Annotated in this window: 12 protein-coding genes and 1 pseudogene; 12 read left to right on the plus strand and 1 reads right to left on the minus strand. The window is 75.0% G+C overall.

All coding sequences use genetic code 11. The features are described 5' to 3' along the window. The first annotated feature begins 275 nt into the window (after positions 1 to 275). The 3 genes and pseudogenes from LC193_RS26195 (at position 276) to LC193_RS26200 (ending at position 2,631) form a co-directional block, all read left to right on the plus strand. Positions 276 to 1,371, plus strand: a pseudogene (locus LC193_RS26195) (LLM class flavin-dependent oxidoreductase). A gap of 75 nt (positions 1,372 to 1,446) precedes the next feature. Continuing rightward, entirely contained in the window at positions 1,447 to 1,629 is a 183-nt protein-coding gene (locus tag LC193_RS29130) for a putative leader peptide (RefSeq protein ID WP_318842187.1), read from the plus strand. Between the two features lie 126 nt (positions 1,630 to 1,755). Then, positions 1,756 to 2,631: a glutathione S-transferase C-terminal domain-containing protein gene (locus tag LC193_RS26200; protein ID WP_226077841.1), complete on the plus strand. Its 876-nt coding sequence runs from the start codon at positions 1,756 to 1,758 to the stop codon at positions 2,629 to 2,631. Between the two features lie 67 nt (positions 2,632 to 2,698). Here LC193_RS26200 and LC193_RS26205 read toward each other — a convergent pair whose 3' ends face one another. Then, the gene (locus LC193_RS26205; protein ID WP_226077842.1) at positions 2,699 to 3,673 is read right to left on the minus strand and encodes a TauD/TfdA dioxygenase family protein; all 975 of its coding nucleotides are present in this window, start codon (positions 3,671 to 3,673) and stop codon (positions 2,699 to 2,701) included. Positions 3,674 to 4,041: 368 nt separating this feature from the next. Here LC193_RS26205 and LC193_RS26210 point away from each other — a divergent pair, with 368 nt between their 5' ends. The 9 genes from LC193_RS26210 to LC193_RS26245 all read left to right on the plus strand — a co-directional run bounded on the left by LC193_RS26210 (position 4,042) and on the right by LC193_RS26245 (position 16,240). Continuing rightward, positions 4,042 to 5,262: an ROK family transcriptional regulator gene (locus LC193_RS26210; protein ID WP_226077843.1), complete on the plus strand. Its 1,221-nt coding sequence runs from the start codon at positions 4,042 to 4,044 to the stop codon at positions 5,260 to 5,262. A gap of 70 nt (positions 5,263 to 5,332) precedes the next feature. Next, on the plus strand, positions 5,333 to 5,431 hold the full coding sequence (locus LC193_RS29245; protein WP_404819490.1) for a putative leader peptide: 99 nt from the start codon (positions 5,333 to 5,335) through the stop codon (positions 5,429 to 5,431). A gap of 336 nt (positions 5,432 to 5,767) precedes the next feature. Further along, a complete protein-coding gene (locus LC193_RS26215; protein ID WP_404819491.1) occupies positions 5,768 to 7,357 on the plus strand; it encodes an ABC transporter substrate-binding protein in 1,590 nt (529 codons plus the stop codon). A 3-nt stretch (positions 7,358 to 7,360) separates the two neighbouring features. After that, positions 7,361 to 8,305 (plus strand): ABC transporter permease, encoded by a 945-nt coding sequence (locus LC193_RS26220; protein ID WP_226077844.1) that lies wholly within the window; start codon positions 7,361 to 7,363, stop codon positions 8,303 to 8,305. 4 nt (positions 8,306 to 8,309) lie between these two features. Next, positions 8,310 to 9,203 (plus strand): ABC transporter permease, encoded by an 894-nt coding sequence (locus LC193_RS26225; RefSeq protein ID WP_226077845.1) that lies wholly within the window; start codon positions 8,310 to 8,312, stop codon positions 9,201 to 9,203. Next, positions 9,200 to 11,110, plus strand: coding sequence for an ABC transporter ATP-binding protein (locus tag LC193_RS26230; protein ID WP_226077846.1), 1,911 nt, complete (start codon positions 9,200 to 9,202; stop codon positions 11,108 to 11,110). Before LC193_RS26225 ends, LC193_RS26230 begins: the two co-directional genes overlap by 4 nt. Further along, positions 11,107 to 12,060, plus strand: coding sequence for a formylglycine-generating enzyme family protein (locus tag LC193_RS26235; RefSeq protein WP_226077847.1), 954 nt, complete (start codon positions 11,107 to 11,109; stop codon positions 12,058 to 12,060). The genes LC193_RS26230 and LC193_RS26235 overlap by 4 nt, the downstream gene beginning before the upstream one ends. Then, positions 12,057 to 13,928, plus strand: a complete 1,872-nt coding sequence (locus LC193_RS26240; protein ID WP_226077848.1) for a sulfatase — start codon at positions 12,057 to 12,059, stop codon at positions 13,926 to 13,928. Before LC193_RS26235 ends, LC193_RS26240 begins: the two co-directional genes overlap by 4 nt. After that, on the plus strand, positions 13,925 to 16,240 hold the full coding sequence (locus LC193_RS26245) for an arylsulfatase (protein WP_226077849.1): 2,316 nt from the start codon (positions 13,925 to 13,927) through the stop codon (positions 16,238 to 16,240). Before LC193_RS26240 ends, LC193_RS26245 begins: the two co-directional genes overlap by 4 nt. The last annotated feature ends 11 nt before the right edge of the window (positions 16,241 to 16,251 follow it).

Below are 16,251 nucleotides of genomic sequence, written 5' to 3' on the forward strand. Positions count from 1 at the left end.
CACATCGACTTCGGCCGCGTGTGGTCGGCCGCGTGTAGCCGCGCCTGACGGCGCCCGCGCTCCCGCGCGCTTCGCCGCGCCGACTCGCGTTCCCCGCGTTTCTCGTGCTGTCGCCCGGGCCGCCCGCGCTCCTCCCGGCCGCCCGCGTTTCCGCCGACCGCGCCCGCCCCGCCCGGCGCCTCCCCTCTCCCGGCCCGGCGGGGGCCCGCGTTCCGTGCGCGGGCCCCCGCCGCGCCCGCCCCCCGCCGCAGCCAAGCACGCCGAAAGGCCCCGCCATGCCTGTCGAGTTCCTCGGTATCGCCGCGACCAGCAACGGCTCGGAGACCACCCCGCGCTCCGGAGCCGCCCTCGACCTCGACTACACCGTCCGGCTCGCCCGCGCCCACGAGGACCACGGCTGGGACCGGGTGCTGTTCGCCTACTCCTCGCAGTCGCCCGACCCGGCGACGGCCGCCGCGTACCTCGCCGCGCGCGTGCCGCGGATCCAGATCCTCCTGGCGCACCGGCCCAACGTCTCGGTCCCCACCTTCGCCGCCCGCGCGTTCGCGACCCTCGACCACATCAGCGACGGCCGCCTCACCGTCCACTTCATCACCGGAGGGAACGACCACGAGCAGCGGCGCGAGGGCGACACCCTGCCCAAGGACCGGCGCTACGCCCGCACCCGCGAGTACATCGGCCTCGTCAAGAAGATCTGGACCACCCGCGAACCCTTCGACCACGAAGGCGAGTTCTACTCCCTCCGCGACTTCGTCAGCGATGTCTTCCCGGTCCAGCGGCCCAGGCCGGGCGTGTCCTTCGGCGGCTCGTCGCCGGCCGCCTACGCGGCCGGCGGGGCCGAGGCCGACATCTACTGCCTGTGGGGCGAGCCGCTGGCCCAGACCGCGGAGCAGATCGAGGCCGTCCGCGCCGCCGCCGCGGCGGCCGGCCGCCGCGAGGTCCCGCGCATCCAGGTCGCGTTCCGGCCCATCATCGCGCCGACCGAGGAACTCCTGGGAGAAGGCGCACCGCACACTCGGCGCGCTCCGCGCGCGCCGGCCGCGCGGCGCGGACGCGGCACCGGAGAACGCCGGCTCCCAGCGCCTGCTCGCCCTCGCGGAACGCGGCGAACGCTTCGACCGCGCCCTGTGGACCCCCACCGCCGCGGCCACCGGGGGAGCGGGCAACTCCACCGCTCTCGTCGGCACGCCGGAGACCGTCGCGCAGGCCCTGCTCGACTACTACGACCTCGGCGTGGACATCCTCTCGGCCCGGGGCTACGACCTTCTGAACGACGCCATCGACTTCGGCCGCCACGTGATCCCCATCGTGCGCGAGGAAGTCGCCAAGCGCGACGCGGAGTTGGCGGCCAAACAGGTCCGCGCCTCTTGACCTGGCCCCCGCGCCCGCCGACAATCGCCCGGGAGCCCGCACGACGGGCCCCGGGCGAACGGACGGGGACACCCCATGGCTGACGCGGGACGTGAGGCCGGCTGTCCGGCGCCGTCCTGCCCTGCCGGACCGCTCCGCCCGCTCCCGTTCCTCCGGGCAGCCGCGCACCGCACGGCCCGGCCGCGCCCGCGCCTGCTGACCTCACGCCGACACATCGACCTGCTGCGCGTCTCAAGCGCCGCGAGTCGCCTCCCCTGAGGCGGCCACGGGTCATCCACCCGGCCGCCTCCTTCGAGGCGGCCGGGGCACTCCCGCGCCGGTGTGCGCGCCGGCCGCCTCTCCTCTCCTGCCATCCGCGCCCACCCCCGCCCGAGAGGGAGAGTCATGCACACGCCGCACTCCGCGCAGCCGCCCGCCGGCCACCCCGCCGCCTTCCGCGGCCGCGTCGGTCCCGACGCCGACCACGGGTTCCATCCCGCCCCGCTCCGCTACCGGCTCTACCTGTCCCTCTCCTGTCCCGGCTCGCTGCGCGTCGCCATCACCCACCGCCTGCTGCGGCTGGACGAGGACATGCCCGTCACCCTGCTGCCCGCCGTCCCCGACGCCGACGGCGGCTACGCCGCCCTGCGCGACCTCTACGCGCGCACCGCGCACCACCACCCGGGGCCCGCGGTGGCGCCCGTGCTCGCCGACCGCTGGACCGGGCGGATCGTCAGCAACCACGCCCCCGACATCGCGCACGACCTCGCCGTCCGCTTCGCCGGCGGGCGGGCCGGGCTGCGCCCCCACGGCGCCGAGGCGGACATCGCCGCCCTGGCGCGGCTGTGCGACCAGGACATCACCGAGGCCGCGCAGCGGGCGGGCGAGGCCGGTCCCGCGCCCGGGCGGGCCCGGGCGCTCGGCACGCTGCTCGCGGCCCTGGCCGCGATCGAGGAACGGCTGGCGCGCGGCGGTCCTTTCGTCCTGGGGGACACGCTCACGGCCGCGGACGTCCACCTGTGGGTGACGCTGGTCGAGCTGGACACCGTGCACCGCTGGCATCTGGACGCGGAGGCCGTGCACCGGATCGCCGAGCACCCCGGCGTGTGGGCCTACGTCCGGCGGCTGCTCGGCGAGCGGGAGTTCGGCGGACTGCTGCGCGTCGCCGACATCGAACGCCGCCACCACGCGCACTGCCGGGGCCTTGAGGCCGCGGGGGCGGCGGCGCCGATCATCGACTGGACCGCCCCCCTGGCCGCCCCGGCGCGGCAGCACGGCTGACCGCGGGCGGCGCCGCCCATCGGCCCGCCCCACCGGGCGGTGGCGCGTTCCCCGGGCGGCGCGGGCGTCAGGCGGCGGCCGTCGAGGCGCCCGAGGCGGGGCCGAAGGCCGGGGCCGGCACGCTCTCGGGCTCGATCAGCGTGCTGGTCCGGCCGTCGGTGCCGACGGGCACGTCGCCGTCGATGGTGACGCGGCGCAGCGTGCGGCGGTGGTCGTCGGAGTCGTCGACCCCGTAGTGCTGGGTGGCGCGGTTGTCCCACAGCGCCACGTCCCCGGCGCGCCACTGCCAGCGGACGGTGTTCTCGGGGCGTTCGACGTGGCTCTGGAACAGTTCGAGCAGCAGGCGCGAGTCCTTCGCGGGCACTCCGGCGATGCGCTGCACGAAGTTGCCGAGCAGCAGCACGCGTTCACCGGTCTCCGGGTGCACCCGGACCACCGGGTGCTCGGTGCGGAACTTCGTCGAGGTGAACACCTCGCGGTAGCGGATGAGCTGCTCATGGTTCGCGTCCGGGTGGGCCGCGGCGTAGTCGTACGCGTTGGAGTGGACGGCCCGCAGGGAGTCCGCGAGCGCGCGCAGCGGCTCGGGCAGCGAGGCGTAGGCGGCGGCGGTGTTGGACCACAGCGTGTTCCCGCCGTAGGGCGGGACCGTGATCGCGCGCAGGATCGAGAACGCCGGGTAGGCGGGCACGAACGTGACGTCGCTGTGCCACTGGTTGGCGCGTCCGCCGTGCTCGTTGTCCACGGGGAACGCGTACCTGCCGTCGGCCGACGGCACCGTGGGGTGGGCCACGGGCGTGCCGAGCAGCCGGCCGAACGCCTCGTGGCCCGCCTCGTCGAGGTGGTCCTGGCCGCGGAAGAAGACCACCTTGTGGGCGAGGACGGCGGCGCGTACGGCGTCGACCGTCTCCTGGGGCAGGTCCCCGCCGAGGCGGACCCCCTCGACGACGGCACCGACACGGCCGCCGATCCGGGTGACGCGGAGCGCGGGTCCTTCGGAGGCGGCGGGGGTGCGCGTGGTGGGTGCGGTGGGCGTGGTCGTCATGGCCGCGGCCTTTCTTTCTGCGTCGTGGAACCGGGGAGGGGGTTGGTTCGTTGATCTCGCAGAGAAATAAAACGAGCCCGTCGCCGGGCGTCAACCGCCGCCGCGCCGCACTCCGGTGCCCCGAGGTGGTTGAATCGGCGCCTGCGGGATCCGGCCGTCGCCGCCGGTCCGTGTGCGCTGAGCTGCGGCTTTCCCGCGCGGCGCGGGGCAGGGACCCGGAGCAGCGGCACGGCGGGGGCGGGCCGGAAAAGTTCATACGACCTCAATGCGGCGCACACGCGGCGCACACGCGACGCAAAGAAGGGCGGCGGCGCGGTGCTCCGCCCGCGCCGCGTCCGCCGACGTTCCCCGGAAGGAACCACGTCACCATGAGCCTGTCCCCGGCCGATGTCCGGGCCGATCCCGCGGGAGACGGGCGGCGCGAGGCCAACGCCGCCGCCGTCTTCCGCGCCGTTCTCGACCACGGTCCTACGGCCAGGAGCGCCATCGCCCGGATGTCGGGGCTGAGTCCGGCCGCCGTCTCCCGGCAGTTCCTCGGCCTCGCGCGGCTCGGCCTGGTCAGGGAGCGTCCCGAGCTGGCCGTGGGCGGCCATGTGGGCCGCCCGCAGGTGCCGGTGGACATCGACACCGCGGGGCCCCTCGTCGGCGGGCTGCACATCGGCCTGTCCCACTCCATGTACTGCCTGCTCGACCTGCGCGCCAACGTGGTCGCGCGCGGCGGGGCGACGCACGCCGGCCGCACCGGGGGCGCCGTGCTCGATCCCGTGCTCGACCGGCTGCCCGCGTTCCTCGCCGAACGGGCCGGCGGGCGGCCGGTGCTCGGCTTCGGCGCGGTGACCGGCGGCTGGGTGGACCCCGAGGCCGGCGCCGTCGTCCGGCACGCGGCCCTCGGCCTGCGGGAACTGCCGCTGCGCGCGCCGCTCGAACGCGCCCTCGGCGTGCCCGTGCACGTGGACAACCACGCCCGGGCCATCGCGCGGGCGGAGATCCTGTTCGGCCGCCCCGAGGCGCGGCGCGGCGTCGTCCACCTGTTCATCGGCAACGTCGTGGACGCGGCCGTCGGCGTGGCGGGCGTGGTCCACCAGGGGCCCAGGTCCGCCGCGGGCGACATCGCGCACCTGCCGGTCGGCGCGCGCGGCGCCCGCTGCCCCTGCGGGCGCACCGGCTGCCTCCAGGCGACCGCGTCCGACCTCGCGCTCGCGGAACGCGCCGTGGCCGAGGGCGTCGTCCCGGACCCGGACGTGTCACTGCTCGTGGACGCGGCGGCGGCCGGGGACCCGCGCGCCGACCGGCTCCTGCGGCAGCGCGCCCAGCACGTCGGCAGGGCCGCGGCGCTGCTGACCGACGTGCTCAACCCGGACGTGGTGCTCGTCACCGAGACCTCCAGCCTCCTGAACCCCGAATACCTGGAGGTCATGGGCGCGGAACTGGCGGAGCGCTCCCACGTGTGCGACGACCCGGCGCGCCTGGTGGGCCCGCACGCGGGACCCGCCGTCCTGCCGGTGGCCGGGGGCGCGCCGGCCCTCGCGGCGCTGTACCGGAGCCCGTTGCGGAGCACGGGCGCCGCGCCCGCGGGGGCCGCCGTATGACCGGTGATGACGGGCCGTCAGATCCGGACGTGTGTTGACCGGGCCTGACTCTTGCTGCCACCCTGCTGTCGTGAACAGGAACCTGCGCCTGGTGTCGCGCCGGCACGTCGACCTCCGTCGACAGGCCAGCGCGATCTGTGCCGCGCGGCCCTGCGTGCCCGGCTGCTGAGCCGCGGCACCGCCGCCTGACGGCGCCCCGCCCGCCCGACCCGCCCGCACGGCTCGCTCCCGCGTGACGCGCGGTCGCGGTGACGGCCCCCGTGTTCCTCCTCGACGTCCGGCCTCGCGCCCCGGTCGCCCGGCGCGTCGCGGCTCCGCGCCCGCCCGCTCCCGGCGGCCTCGCCGCCGCGCCCGGCGCGGGAGCCGCGGCGCCGACCCGCCGGGCCCCGTTCCGCGACCGCGGGCGGGACGCCCGGGACCGCAATTGATTTCACTCGGCAAACAATCAATGGCGCTTGGTCCGCGCCCCCGGACCCCTCCGCCCCATCGCCATCGGTAGGCATCCATGACACAGCTGACCTCCCAGAACCTCCCCGGCCCCTCCCGGCGCGGCCTGCTGCGCGCCGCGGGCGCGGGCTCCGCGCTGCTGACGCTGGCCGCCTGCCGGTCGGCCGTGAGCCACGCCGAGAACGCGCGCGCGGGCGGCGCCGCCACGGCCCCGCGCCGCGGCGGCACCCTGACCATCGCCCACGGCGTCGACTTCATACCCGGCCTGCTGTTCTCGCAGAGCTCCATGAACCTGCCGCACCGACTGGTGTTCAACACCCTCACCCGGTACGACGACGACCTCAGACCGCGGCCGGAACTGGCCGAATCCTGGGACATCTCACCGGACGGCACCTCCGTCACCCTCCGCCTGCGGCGCGGCGTCACCTACCACGACGGCCGCCCGTTCACGGCCGACGACGTCGCCTTCGCCCTGGAGAACCTGCGCGCACCGGAACGCGCCGCCCAGCTCAGATCGACGGCCGAGGCCGTCACCGGCCTCGAAAAGCGCGGCGACCACGAGGTGCGCCTCACCCTCGCGCACCCCGTCGGCAACCTCTTCGACCTCTTCGAGTTCATGATCATCACCGACCGGCACAGCGTCGAGCGGGCCGTCACCGGCGACGTGCTCAACGGCACGGGCCCGTTCAGGTTCGACGAGTGGCGCCCCGGCTCCCGGCTGCGGTTCTCCCGCAACGACGCCTACTGGCAGCCCGAACGCCCCTGGCTCGACGCCGTCGACGTCCGCGTCATCACGCAGTCCGACGCGCTCCTGTCCTCCCTGCGCACCGGCCAGTCCCAGCTGTCGTTCAGCGTCGTCGGCCGCGACGCCGCCACGCTTGAGCGCGACGCCCAGTTCGCCATCAGCACCTACGACACCGGCTCGGGCGCCTCCTACGTCGGGGCCAACACCGCCGTGCGCCCCACTGACGACAAGACCGTGCGGCAGGCCATCGCCTGGGCGCTCGACCGCGAACGCGTCGTCGAGCAGGTGTACGGGGGCTACGGCCTGCCGAGCGCCGCGCCCTGGCCGCGCTCGTCACCCGCGTACAGCGAGGAGGGCCGCACCCACTACCGGCACGACCCGGACCGGGCCAGGGCCCTGCTGCGCGAGGCGGGCGCGGAGCACATCAGCCTCCCGCTCGGCTACTCCACCACGCCCGGCAGCACCGTCATCGCAGAAATGGTCCAGTACGACCTGGAGCAGGTCGGCATCCGCGTCGAACTCCAGCCCTACGACCCGGCGAACGCCCAGCGCCGCCTCATCTCCCAGGAGATGCCGGCCCTGTGGACGATGAACCACGGATTCGCCCAGGTCACGCCCTCCACGCTCGCCGTGAGCGCCTACCCGTTCAACGAGGCGCGCAACACCTCCCGCTTCCGCTCCGACGCCTACACCGAACTGGTGCAGGACGCCTGGCGCCGCGCCGACCCGCTCGACGACGAGGCCATGGAGCGCTACCGGGAGATCTCGGACCTGCTGCTCGACGAGGCGTTCATCATCGACATCGCCGTGCTCGCGTCCCTCCAGGTCGCTCGCACCGGCGTGCACGGGGTGACGCTCAACAAGTTCGGCTACCTCAACCTCGACGACGCCTACCTGGCCTGAACCATGACCGCTCACCTGCTGCGCCGCGCCCCGTCCGCCCTGCTCGTCCTCCTCCTCGCGTCCTTCGCCGTCTTCCTCATCCTCAGGCTCATCCCCGGCGACCCCGCCACCACCCTGGCCGGGCCCGACGCACCCCCCGGGACCGTCGAGGCCATCCGCGCCGAACTCGGCCTCTCGGAACCGGTGTTCAGCCAGTACCTGAACTGGCTCGGCGACGTCCTGCGCGGAGACCTCGGACCCTCCTACACCATCGGCGGCGACGTCGCCGAACTCATCGGCAACGGGTTCGGCGCCACCGTCGAACTCGCCCTCGGCGCCCTGCTGCTCGTCGTCGCGCTCGGGCTCACCCTGGGCATCCTCGGCGCGACCGCGCGCCGCCGCCCCGTCCGCGCCGCCGTCCGCGTCCTGACCACGGGCGCGCTGTCCGTGCCGCCGTTCGTCACCGGCGTCCTCCTCGTGCTGGTCTTCGCCGTCGCCCTCCGCTGGCTGCCCTCGGGCGGGCACCTCTCCGTGCTCGAAGCCCCCGACCTCGGCGTCCAGTACCTGCTGCTGCCCTCGCTGTGCCTCGCCCTGCCGAGCGCCGCCGTGCTCGGCCGCTACCTCAAGGACGGCCTCGAACGGGCCCTCGCGGAGGACTACGTGCGCACCGCGACCGCGCTCGGCGTCTCGCGCCGCCGCATCGTGTGGCGGCACGCGCTGCCCAACGCCCTGCCGCCCGCCGTGACCGTGCTCGGCATGCAGACCGGGCACCTGCTCGGCGGCGCGATCCTCGTCGAGGCCGTCTTCGCCTGGCCGGGACTCGGCCAGCTGGCCCAGCAGGGCGTGCTGCTGCGCGACTACCCCGTCGTGCAGGCCCTGCTGCTGCTCCTGGTCGCGCTGTTCGTGCTCACGCAGGTCCTCACCGACCTCGTGCACGCCTGGCTCGACCCCCGCGTCAGGATCGGGTGACCCCATGTCCCAGACCACCCGACACCCCGCCGCGCACCCGGGGGAGCAGGCTGCCGCGCGCCCCGGAGCCGTGCGGCGCCTGCGGGCCCGCAGCGCCTACCTCGACGGGCTGCTGTCCCCGCGCGGCCTCGTCGGCCTCGCCCTGGTCGGCGCCATCGCGCTCGCCGGCCTGCTCGCCCCGCTGCTCACCGACCTCGCGCCCACCGCGCAGAGCGACCTGGCGCTGCACGGGCCGGGCGGCGGGCACCCGTTCGGCACCGACGAGGTCGGCCGCGACCTGTTCAGCCGCGTCCTGTACGGCATCCGCACGGACCTGGCCATCATCCTCGTCGCCGTGCCGGCCGCCGCACTCGCCGGCAGCCTGCTCGCGCTCCTCGCCACCGCCTCCCGGGCGGCCGACGCCGCCGTCCAGCGCGCGTTCGACCTGGTCCTGGCGTTCCCCGGCCTCGTGCTCGCCCTCGCCATCACCGCCGTCATGGGGCCGGGCGCGCTGCCCGTGGTCCTCGTCATCGCGCTCGCCGAGGCCCCCGGGTTCGGCCGCGTGCTGCGCACCGGCATCCTCGCCCAGCAGGCCCGCGAGTACGCCGTCGCCGCCCGCGTCGGCGGGGCGAGCCGGACCCGCGTGCTGGTGCGGCACGTGCTGCCCAACGCCGTCGACCCGCTCGTCGTGCAACTGGCCGTCTCGCTGCCCGTGGCCGTCTTCATCGAAGGCGCCATGAGCTTCCTCGGCGTCGGCGTGCGGCCCCCGGAACCGACCCTCGGCAGCATCCTCAGCCAGTCGATGCCCTACCTCGCCGACCACCCGTACTACGCCGCCGCGCCGTTGCTCACGGTCACCGGCCTCGTCCTCGGCTTCACGCTCATCGCCGAAGCCCTGAACAAGGGAGTACGCCGTTGAACGCGCCCCCCGTGCTCGATGTCCGCGACCTGCGGGTCGACTTCACCGACGGAACCCGGCGTGTGCGCGCCGTGCGCGGCGTCGACCTCACGCTCGCGCCGGGCGAAACGCTCGGCGTCGTCGGCGAGTCCGGCTCGGGCAAGTCCACCACCGCGCTCGCCCTCATGCGGATGCTGCCCCCGGCCGGCCGCATCACCGGCGGGTCGATACGCCTGGACGGGCAGGACCTGGTCACCGCCGACGAGGACGCGCTGCGGCGCATCCGCGGCGCGCGCCTGGCCATGATCTTCCAGGACCCCATGACGGCCCTGAACCCCGTGCTGACCATCGGCCGGCACCTCGACGAGGCGATGCGCGCCCACGGCCGCACCGACCGGGCCGGGCGCGCCCTCGAACTCCTCGACCTCGTCGGCATACCGGAACCCGCCCGCCGCATCGGCGACCACCCGCACCAGTTCTCCGGCGGCATGCGCCAGCGCGTCATGATCGCCCTGGCCCTGGCCAACGAACCCGGCGTGCTGCTCGCCGACGAGCCGACCACCGCACTCGACGCCACCGTCCAGGACCAGATCCTCACCCTCCTGGACCGGGTCGGCCGCGAAACGGGCACCGCCCTGGTGCTCATCACCCACAACATGGGCGTCGTGGCCCGCGCCTGCCGCCGCCTGCTCGTCATGTACGGCGGCCAGGTCGTGGAATCGGGGCCGACGGAACGGGTGCTCGCCGCCCCGCGGCACCCCTACACGGCCGGGCTGCTCGCCGCCGTGCCCCGGCTCGACGCCCCCGCGGGCAGCCGCCTGCACAGCATCCCGGGCAGCCCGCCCGACCTCTCCCGCCCGCCCGCGGGGTGCTCGTTCGCGGCGCGCTGCCCGCTGGCCGAACCCCGGTGCCTCGACGCGGCGCCGCCCCTGACCCTCGACGAGGACACCGGCGTCGCCACCGCCTGCTGGGTCACCGCGGGGGCCGCCCGGCGGCCCGTGCTCGACCTCGACCTCGTCCGCGCGGGCGCGCAGACGCCCGCCGCCCGGCCCGCCGGACCCGGGGGCGCGCCGGCCGCGCCGGGGTCCGCGCCCGGCGCGCCGCCCGCGGCGGGGGAAGAGGCGGGAGACACCGCGCTGCTGCGGGTGACCGGGCTGCGCAAGACGTTCCCGCGGCGCGGGCGCGGCCCGGGGCGGCGCGGGCTGCTCGCCCTCGACGGCGTCGACCTGGCGCTCGCGCCGGGGGAGACCCTCGGCATCGTGGGCGAGTCGGGCTCGGGCAAGTCCACGCTGGCCCGCACCATCGTCCGGGTGCACCCGGCGACCTCGGGCAGCGTCACGTTCCGCGGCCGGGACGTCACCACCGCCTCGGGCGCCGCGCTCAAGGCGTTCCGCCGCGAGGTGCAGATGGTCTTCCAGGACCCCTACGCCTCGCTCAACCCCCGCATGACCGTGGGCCGGATCATCGCGGAGCCGCTGGTCGCGCACGGACTCGGCGACCGGGAGGCGCGCGTCGCCGCCCTCCTGGCCCAGGTGGGCCTCGACCCCTCGGCCGCCGACCGCCACCCCCGCGACTTCTCCGGCGGGCAGCGCCAGCGCATCGGCATCGCCCGCGCGCTGGCCCCGGAGCCGTCCGTGCTGATCTGCGACGAGCCGGTCTCCGCCCTCGACGTCTCGGTGCAGGCCCAGGTCGTCAACCTGCTCACCGACCTCCAGCGACGCCTCGGCCTCGCCATGCTGTTCATCGCCCACGACCTCGCCGTCGTCCGCCAGGTCAGCCACCGCATCGCGGTCATGCACCGCGGCCGGATCGTCGAGACCGGGACCGCGGACGACATCTGCGACCGGCCGCGCGAGCCCTACACGCGGGCCCTGCTGGCCGCCGCGCCCGTGCTCGCCCCCGCCACGGCCGAGGCGGTCGCCCCGTGAGCGCCTGCTGCGGCCCGGCCAGGAGCGGCGCCCGGCCCCTCGCCGCCCCCCGGCCCGCGACCGACCTCGGGCCGTCCGGTGCCGAGCGGCCCGGTCCCGCGCGGGTGACGCTGCCCGGCGGCACGTTCCGCATGGGCGACCACTTCGCCGAGGGCTACCACGCCGACGCGGAAGGCCCCGTGCGCGAGGTCGAGGTGGCGCCGTTCGCGATCGACGCCACGGCCGTCACGAACGAGGCGTTCGCCGCCTTCACCGACGCCACCGGGTACGTCACGGACGCCGAACGCCACGGCGACTCCTACGTGTTCCACCTGCTGCTCGCGCCCGCCGCCCGGCCGCACGTGCTCGGCCGGGTGCCGCAGGCCCCCTGGTGGCTCGGCGTCGCGGGCGCCCACTGGCGCGCCCCCGAGGGCCCGGGCTCCGGCATCGACGACCGGGCAGGGCACCCCGTCGTGCACATCTCCCACGCCGACGCCCTGGCCTACTGCGCGTGGGCCGGCGCCCGGCTGCCCACCGAGGCCGAGTGGGAGTACGCCGCGCGCGGCGGCGCCGAGGGGCGGCGCTACCCCTGGGGCGACGAACTGCGCCCCGGCGGGCGGGAGATGTGCAACATCTGGCGGGGCGACTTCCCCCACCGCTGGCGCGGAACGGGGCGCCCCGGCACCGTACCGGCCGACGCCTACGAGCCGAACGGGTTCGGCCTGTACAACACCTCAGGCAACGTCTGGGAATGGTGCGCCGACTGGTTCGCGCCGGGCCAACGGGCCATCCGCGGCGGCTCCTACCTGTGCCACGCCTCCTACTGCAACCGCTACCGCGTCGCCGCGCGCTCCTCCAACACCCCCGACTCCTCGACAGGACACGGCGGCTTCCGCTGCGTCAGGGACGTGCCCGCAGGGCCGCCGGCCGACCCAGGACCGAACCGCCCCGAGAAAGGACCCCGCCCGTGAAGGCCGTCATGGTCATGTTCGACAGTCTCAACCGGCACCTGCTGCCGCCCTACGGCGCCGACTGGACGCACGCCCCGAACTTCACGCGCCTGGCCGCGCGCACGGTGACGTTCGACAACTGCTACGCCGGGTCGATGCCCTGTATGCCGGCCCGCAGGGAACTCCACACCGGCCGGCACAACTTCCTGCACCGGGGCTGGGGGCCGCTTGAGCCGTTCGACGACTCCATGCCGGAACTCCTCAGCCGGCACGGCGTGTACACGCACCTCGTGAGCGACCACCAGCACTACTGGGAGGACGGCGGCGCGACGTACCACACCCGCTACGACAGCTGGGAGTTCTTCCGCGGGCAGGAGGGCGACCCGTGGAAGGGCCGGGTCGCCGACCCGCGACCGCCCGCCGACCTGCGCGCCACGCGCGGCGAGGTGTGGCGGCAGGACTGGGTCAACCGCTCCTACCTGGACACCGAGGAGAAGCAGCCGCAGACGCTGACGTTTGACGCCGGCCTGGAGTTCCTGCGCGACAACCGCGCCGAGGACAACTGGTTCGTGCAGATCGAGACGTTCGACCCGCACGAGCCGTTCTTCACGCACCAGCGCTGGAAGGACCTCTACCCGCACGACTACCAGGGCCCGCACTTCGACTGGCCCGACTACACCCGCGTCACCGAGAGCGAGGACCAGGTCGCCCACGTCCGCTACGAGTACGCCGCGCTGCTGTCGATGTGCGACCACTCGCTCGGGCGCGTGCTCGACGCGCTCGACGCCTACGGGCTGTGGGACGACACGCTGCTGATCGTGTGCACCGACCACGGCTTCCTGCTCGGCGAGAAGGGCTGGTGGGCCAAGGTCGTCCAGCCCTGGTTCAACGAACTCGTGCACACCCCGCTGTTCGTGCACGACCCGCGCCGGCCCTGGCTCGCGGGCAGCCGCCACGAGGGCCTGGTGCAGACGATCGACATCGCGCCCACCCTGCTCGACCACTTCGGCGCCCCCCGCACCCCCGACATGCGGGGCCGCCCGCTCGCCGAGGCGGTGGCCGCCCCGGACGAAGCCGAGGACCCCGGGCGCCCGGCGGCCCAGGCACGGCCCCGCGAGGCGGCGATCTTCGGCATCTTCGGCGGCCACGTCAACGTCACCGACGGGCGCTGGGTCTACATGCGCGCGTGCGCCGACGACGGCAACCAGCCGCTGTACGAGCACACCCTCATGCCCACCCGCATCCGGGGGCGCTTCACTCCCGAGGAGTTGGCCGAGGCCGAACTCGCCCCGCCGTTCTCCTTCACCAAGGGCGTCAAGACCCTGCGCGTACCGGCCCGCACCGCGCCGTTCCTCGGCCCGGCCCGGTTCGGAACGCTCCTGTTCGACCTGGCCACCGACCCGGAGCAGGAGCACCCCCTGACCGACGACGCCACGGAACTGCGCATGATCCGGCTCCTGGTCGAGGCGCTGCGGGAGAACGACGCGCCCGACAGCCAGTACGAACGGCTCGGCGTCCCCCGGCACCCGGACGAGGTGGCGGAGAAGCACCTGCTGATCGCGGCCCAGCGCCAGACGGCCGCCGCGGCGCGCGAACGGGCCGCCCGCGTCGACGACTTCCCCGAGGGCGCCGTGAACCTGCGCACCCCGCTGCCCGAACTCCTCGCGCACCCGGCAGCCGCCGACGCCGTGCGCCGCCACCTGCCAGGACTGCTCGACTCCGAACTGCTCACCGTGCGCGGCGGCGGCTCCCTGCTGCAACTGGCCGCCGTCACGGGCGAACCCGACCGCGCGCGGCTGCGGGACCTCGCGCACGAACTCGCCCGCCTCTTCCCCGCATCCGCCGCCACGCGCGGCGTTCCCGCCGCCGAGAGGACAGGACGACGATGACGCCGCACAGCATCGAACGCCGCACCCCCTACGACGACTTCGCGGGTTTCGTCGGCCGCACCTTCGCCGAGTCCGAGGCGGCCTGGCCGGAGCCGCGCAGGCCCGCGCACGCCGCGCCCAACATCGTCGTCGTCCTCGTCGACGACATGGGCTACAGCGACATCGGCCCGTTCGGCTCCGAGATCCCCACGCCCACCCTCGACCGGCTCGCCGAGCGCGGCCTCAGGCTCACCAACTACCACACGATGCCGCTGTGCTCGCCCGCCCGCGCCGCGCTGCTCACCGGCCTGAACCCGCACCGCGTCGGGTACTCGTTCGTCGCCAACGCCGACCCCGGTTTCCCCGGCTACGCCATGGAGATCGCCGACGACATCCCGACGCTGGCCCAGACCCTGCACGACGCCGGATACGCCACCTACGCCGTCGGCAAGTGGCACCTCACCCGCGACTCCGCCTCGGGCGCCGCCGACGACCGCCGCTCCTGGCCGCTCCAGAAGGGCTTCGACCGCTACTACGGCGTGCTCGAAGGGCTCACCAGCCTCTTCCACCCGCACCAACTGGTGCGCGACAACAGCCCGCTGGACATCGACTCCTACCCGGCCGGCTACTACTACACCGACGACATCACCGACCAGGCCATCGCCATGGTGACGTCGCTGCGCGCCCACGACGCCGACAAACCGTTCCTGCTGTACCTGGCGCACAACGCCGTGCACGGGCCCCTCCAGGCGAAGCCCGAGGACATCGCCCGCCACCGGGGCCGCTACGACGCGGGCTGGGACCGGCTGCGCGAGGACCGCTTCGCGCGCCAGGTCGCCGAGGGGATCTTCCCCGAGGGCACCCGGCTGCCGCCGCGCAACCACGAGGCCGGCCACGAGGTGCGCCCCTGGGCGGAGCTGACCGAGGCGGAACGGCGGCGCTACGCCCGCTACATGGAGGTGTACGCGGCCATGGTCGACAACATCGACCAGAACCTCGGCCGCCTGCTCGGCACCCTCGACGCGCTGGGCGACCTCGACAACACCATCGTCCTGTTCACCTCGGACAACGGCGGCACCGGCGAGGGCGGCCAGGAGGGCACCCGCAGCTACTTCAGCCGCTTCGTCCGCCACCCGGGCCTGCCCGACGACTGGGACCCCGACGTGGACCGCGACCCCGACCTCATCGGCGGCCCCCGCGGCCTGGTGCACTACCCGCGCGGCTGGGGCATGGCCTCCAACACCCCCTTCCGGCTCTACAAGGGCCACACCCACGCGGGCGGCGTGCGCGTGCCGCTCCTCCTGTCCTGGCCGGCCGGCCTCGGCGCCGGCACCCGCGCCCAGTACGGCTACGTCACCGACATCACCCCCACGCTGCTCGAACTCGCCGGCATACCCAGGCCGGCCGAGCGGCACGGCGCCCCCGTGCAGGACCTCGACGGCGTCAGCCTCGTGCCCGTGCTCGCCGACCCGGACGCCGAGTCGCCGCACGTCGAGCAGCACTGCGAGATGAGCGGCAACCGCAGCTACTACCGCGACGGCTGGAAGCTGGTGACGCTGCACCGGCCGGGCGCGGACTACGACGACGAGGAATGGGCGCTGTTCGACGTCCGCGCCGACCCCACCGAGACCACCGACGTCGCCGCCGACCACCCCGAGGTGGTCAAGGAGCTGTCCGCCGCCTGGGAGGCCGCGGCCTGGCGCAACGGCGTGTTCCCCCTGCCCGACGCCAGCGGCGCGCTCGCCCTGCGCAACCCCGACGAGGAGCGCTGGAGCCGCCCGCTGACCCTGCTGCCCGGCACGCCAGAGCTGGAACGCTACCGCTCCTCGCGCCTCGTGGCCTTCCGGTCCTTCACCGTCACGGTCCGGATCGCGGCGCACCGCGCGGACGACGCGGGCGTGCTGGTCTCCCACGGCGACCAGGGCGGCGGCTACAGCCTCTACGCGGCGGACGGCAGGCTGCGGTTCGCCTACAACGAGTACGGCCGGCTGCTCGACGCGGACGCCGGGCCGCTGCCCGCGGGCTCGCCGGTGATCGAGGTCGCCGCCACCGCGCTGCCCGGCATCCGGTGGTCGTTCGCGATCACGGTCGACGGCGCCCCCGCCGGCGGCCTGGATTCCGTCCGCCAGCTGATCGGCATGGCCCCCTTCCAGGGCATCAGCGTCGGCATCGACCGCAAGTCGCCCGTGTCCTGGCCCGTGTTCGAACGGCACGGGACGTTCCGCTACTCCGGCACGCTCGCCTCCGTCACCTACACCCCGGGCCCGCGTGCCCCCTACGACCCGGCGGAGCTGGCCCGCACCCTCGCCCGCGCCGCCGCGGCGTTCGAATGAGAGGAATCCAC

The sequence above is a fragment of the Streptomyces marincola genome (genome assembly GCF_020410765.1).
Taxonomy (GTDB): domain Bacteria; phylum Actinomycetota; class Actinomycetes; order Streptomycetales; family Streptomycetaceae; genus Streptomyces; species Streptomyces marincola.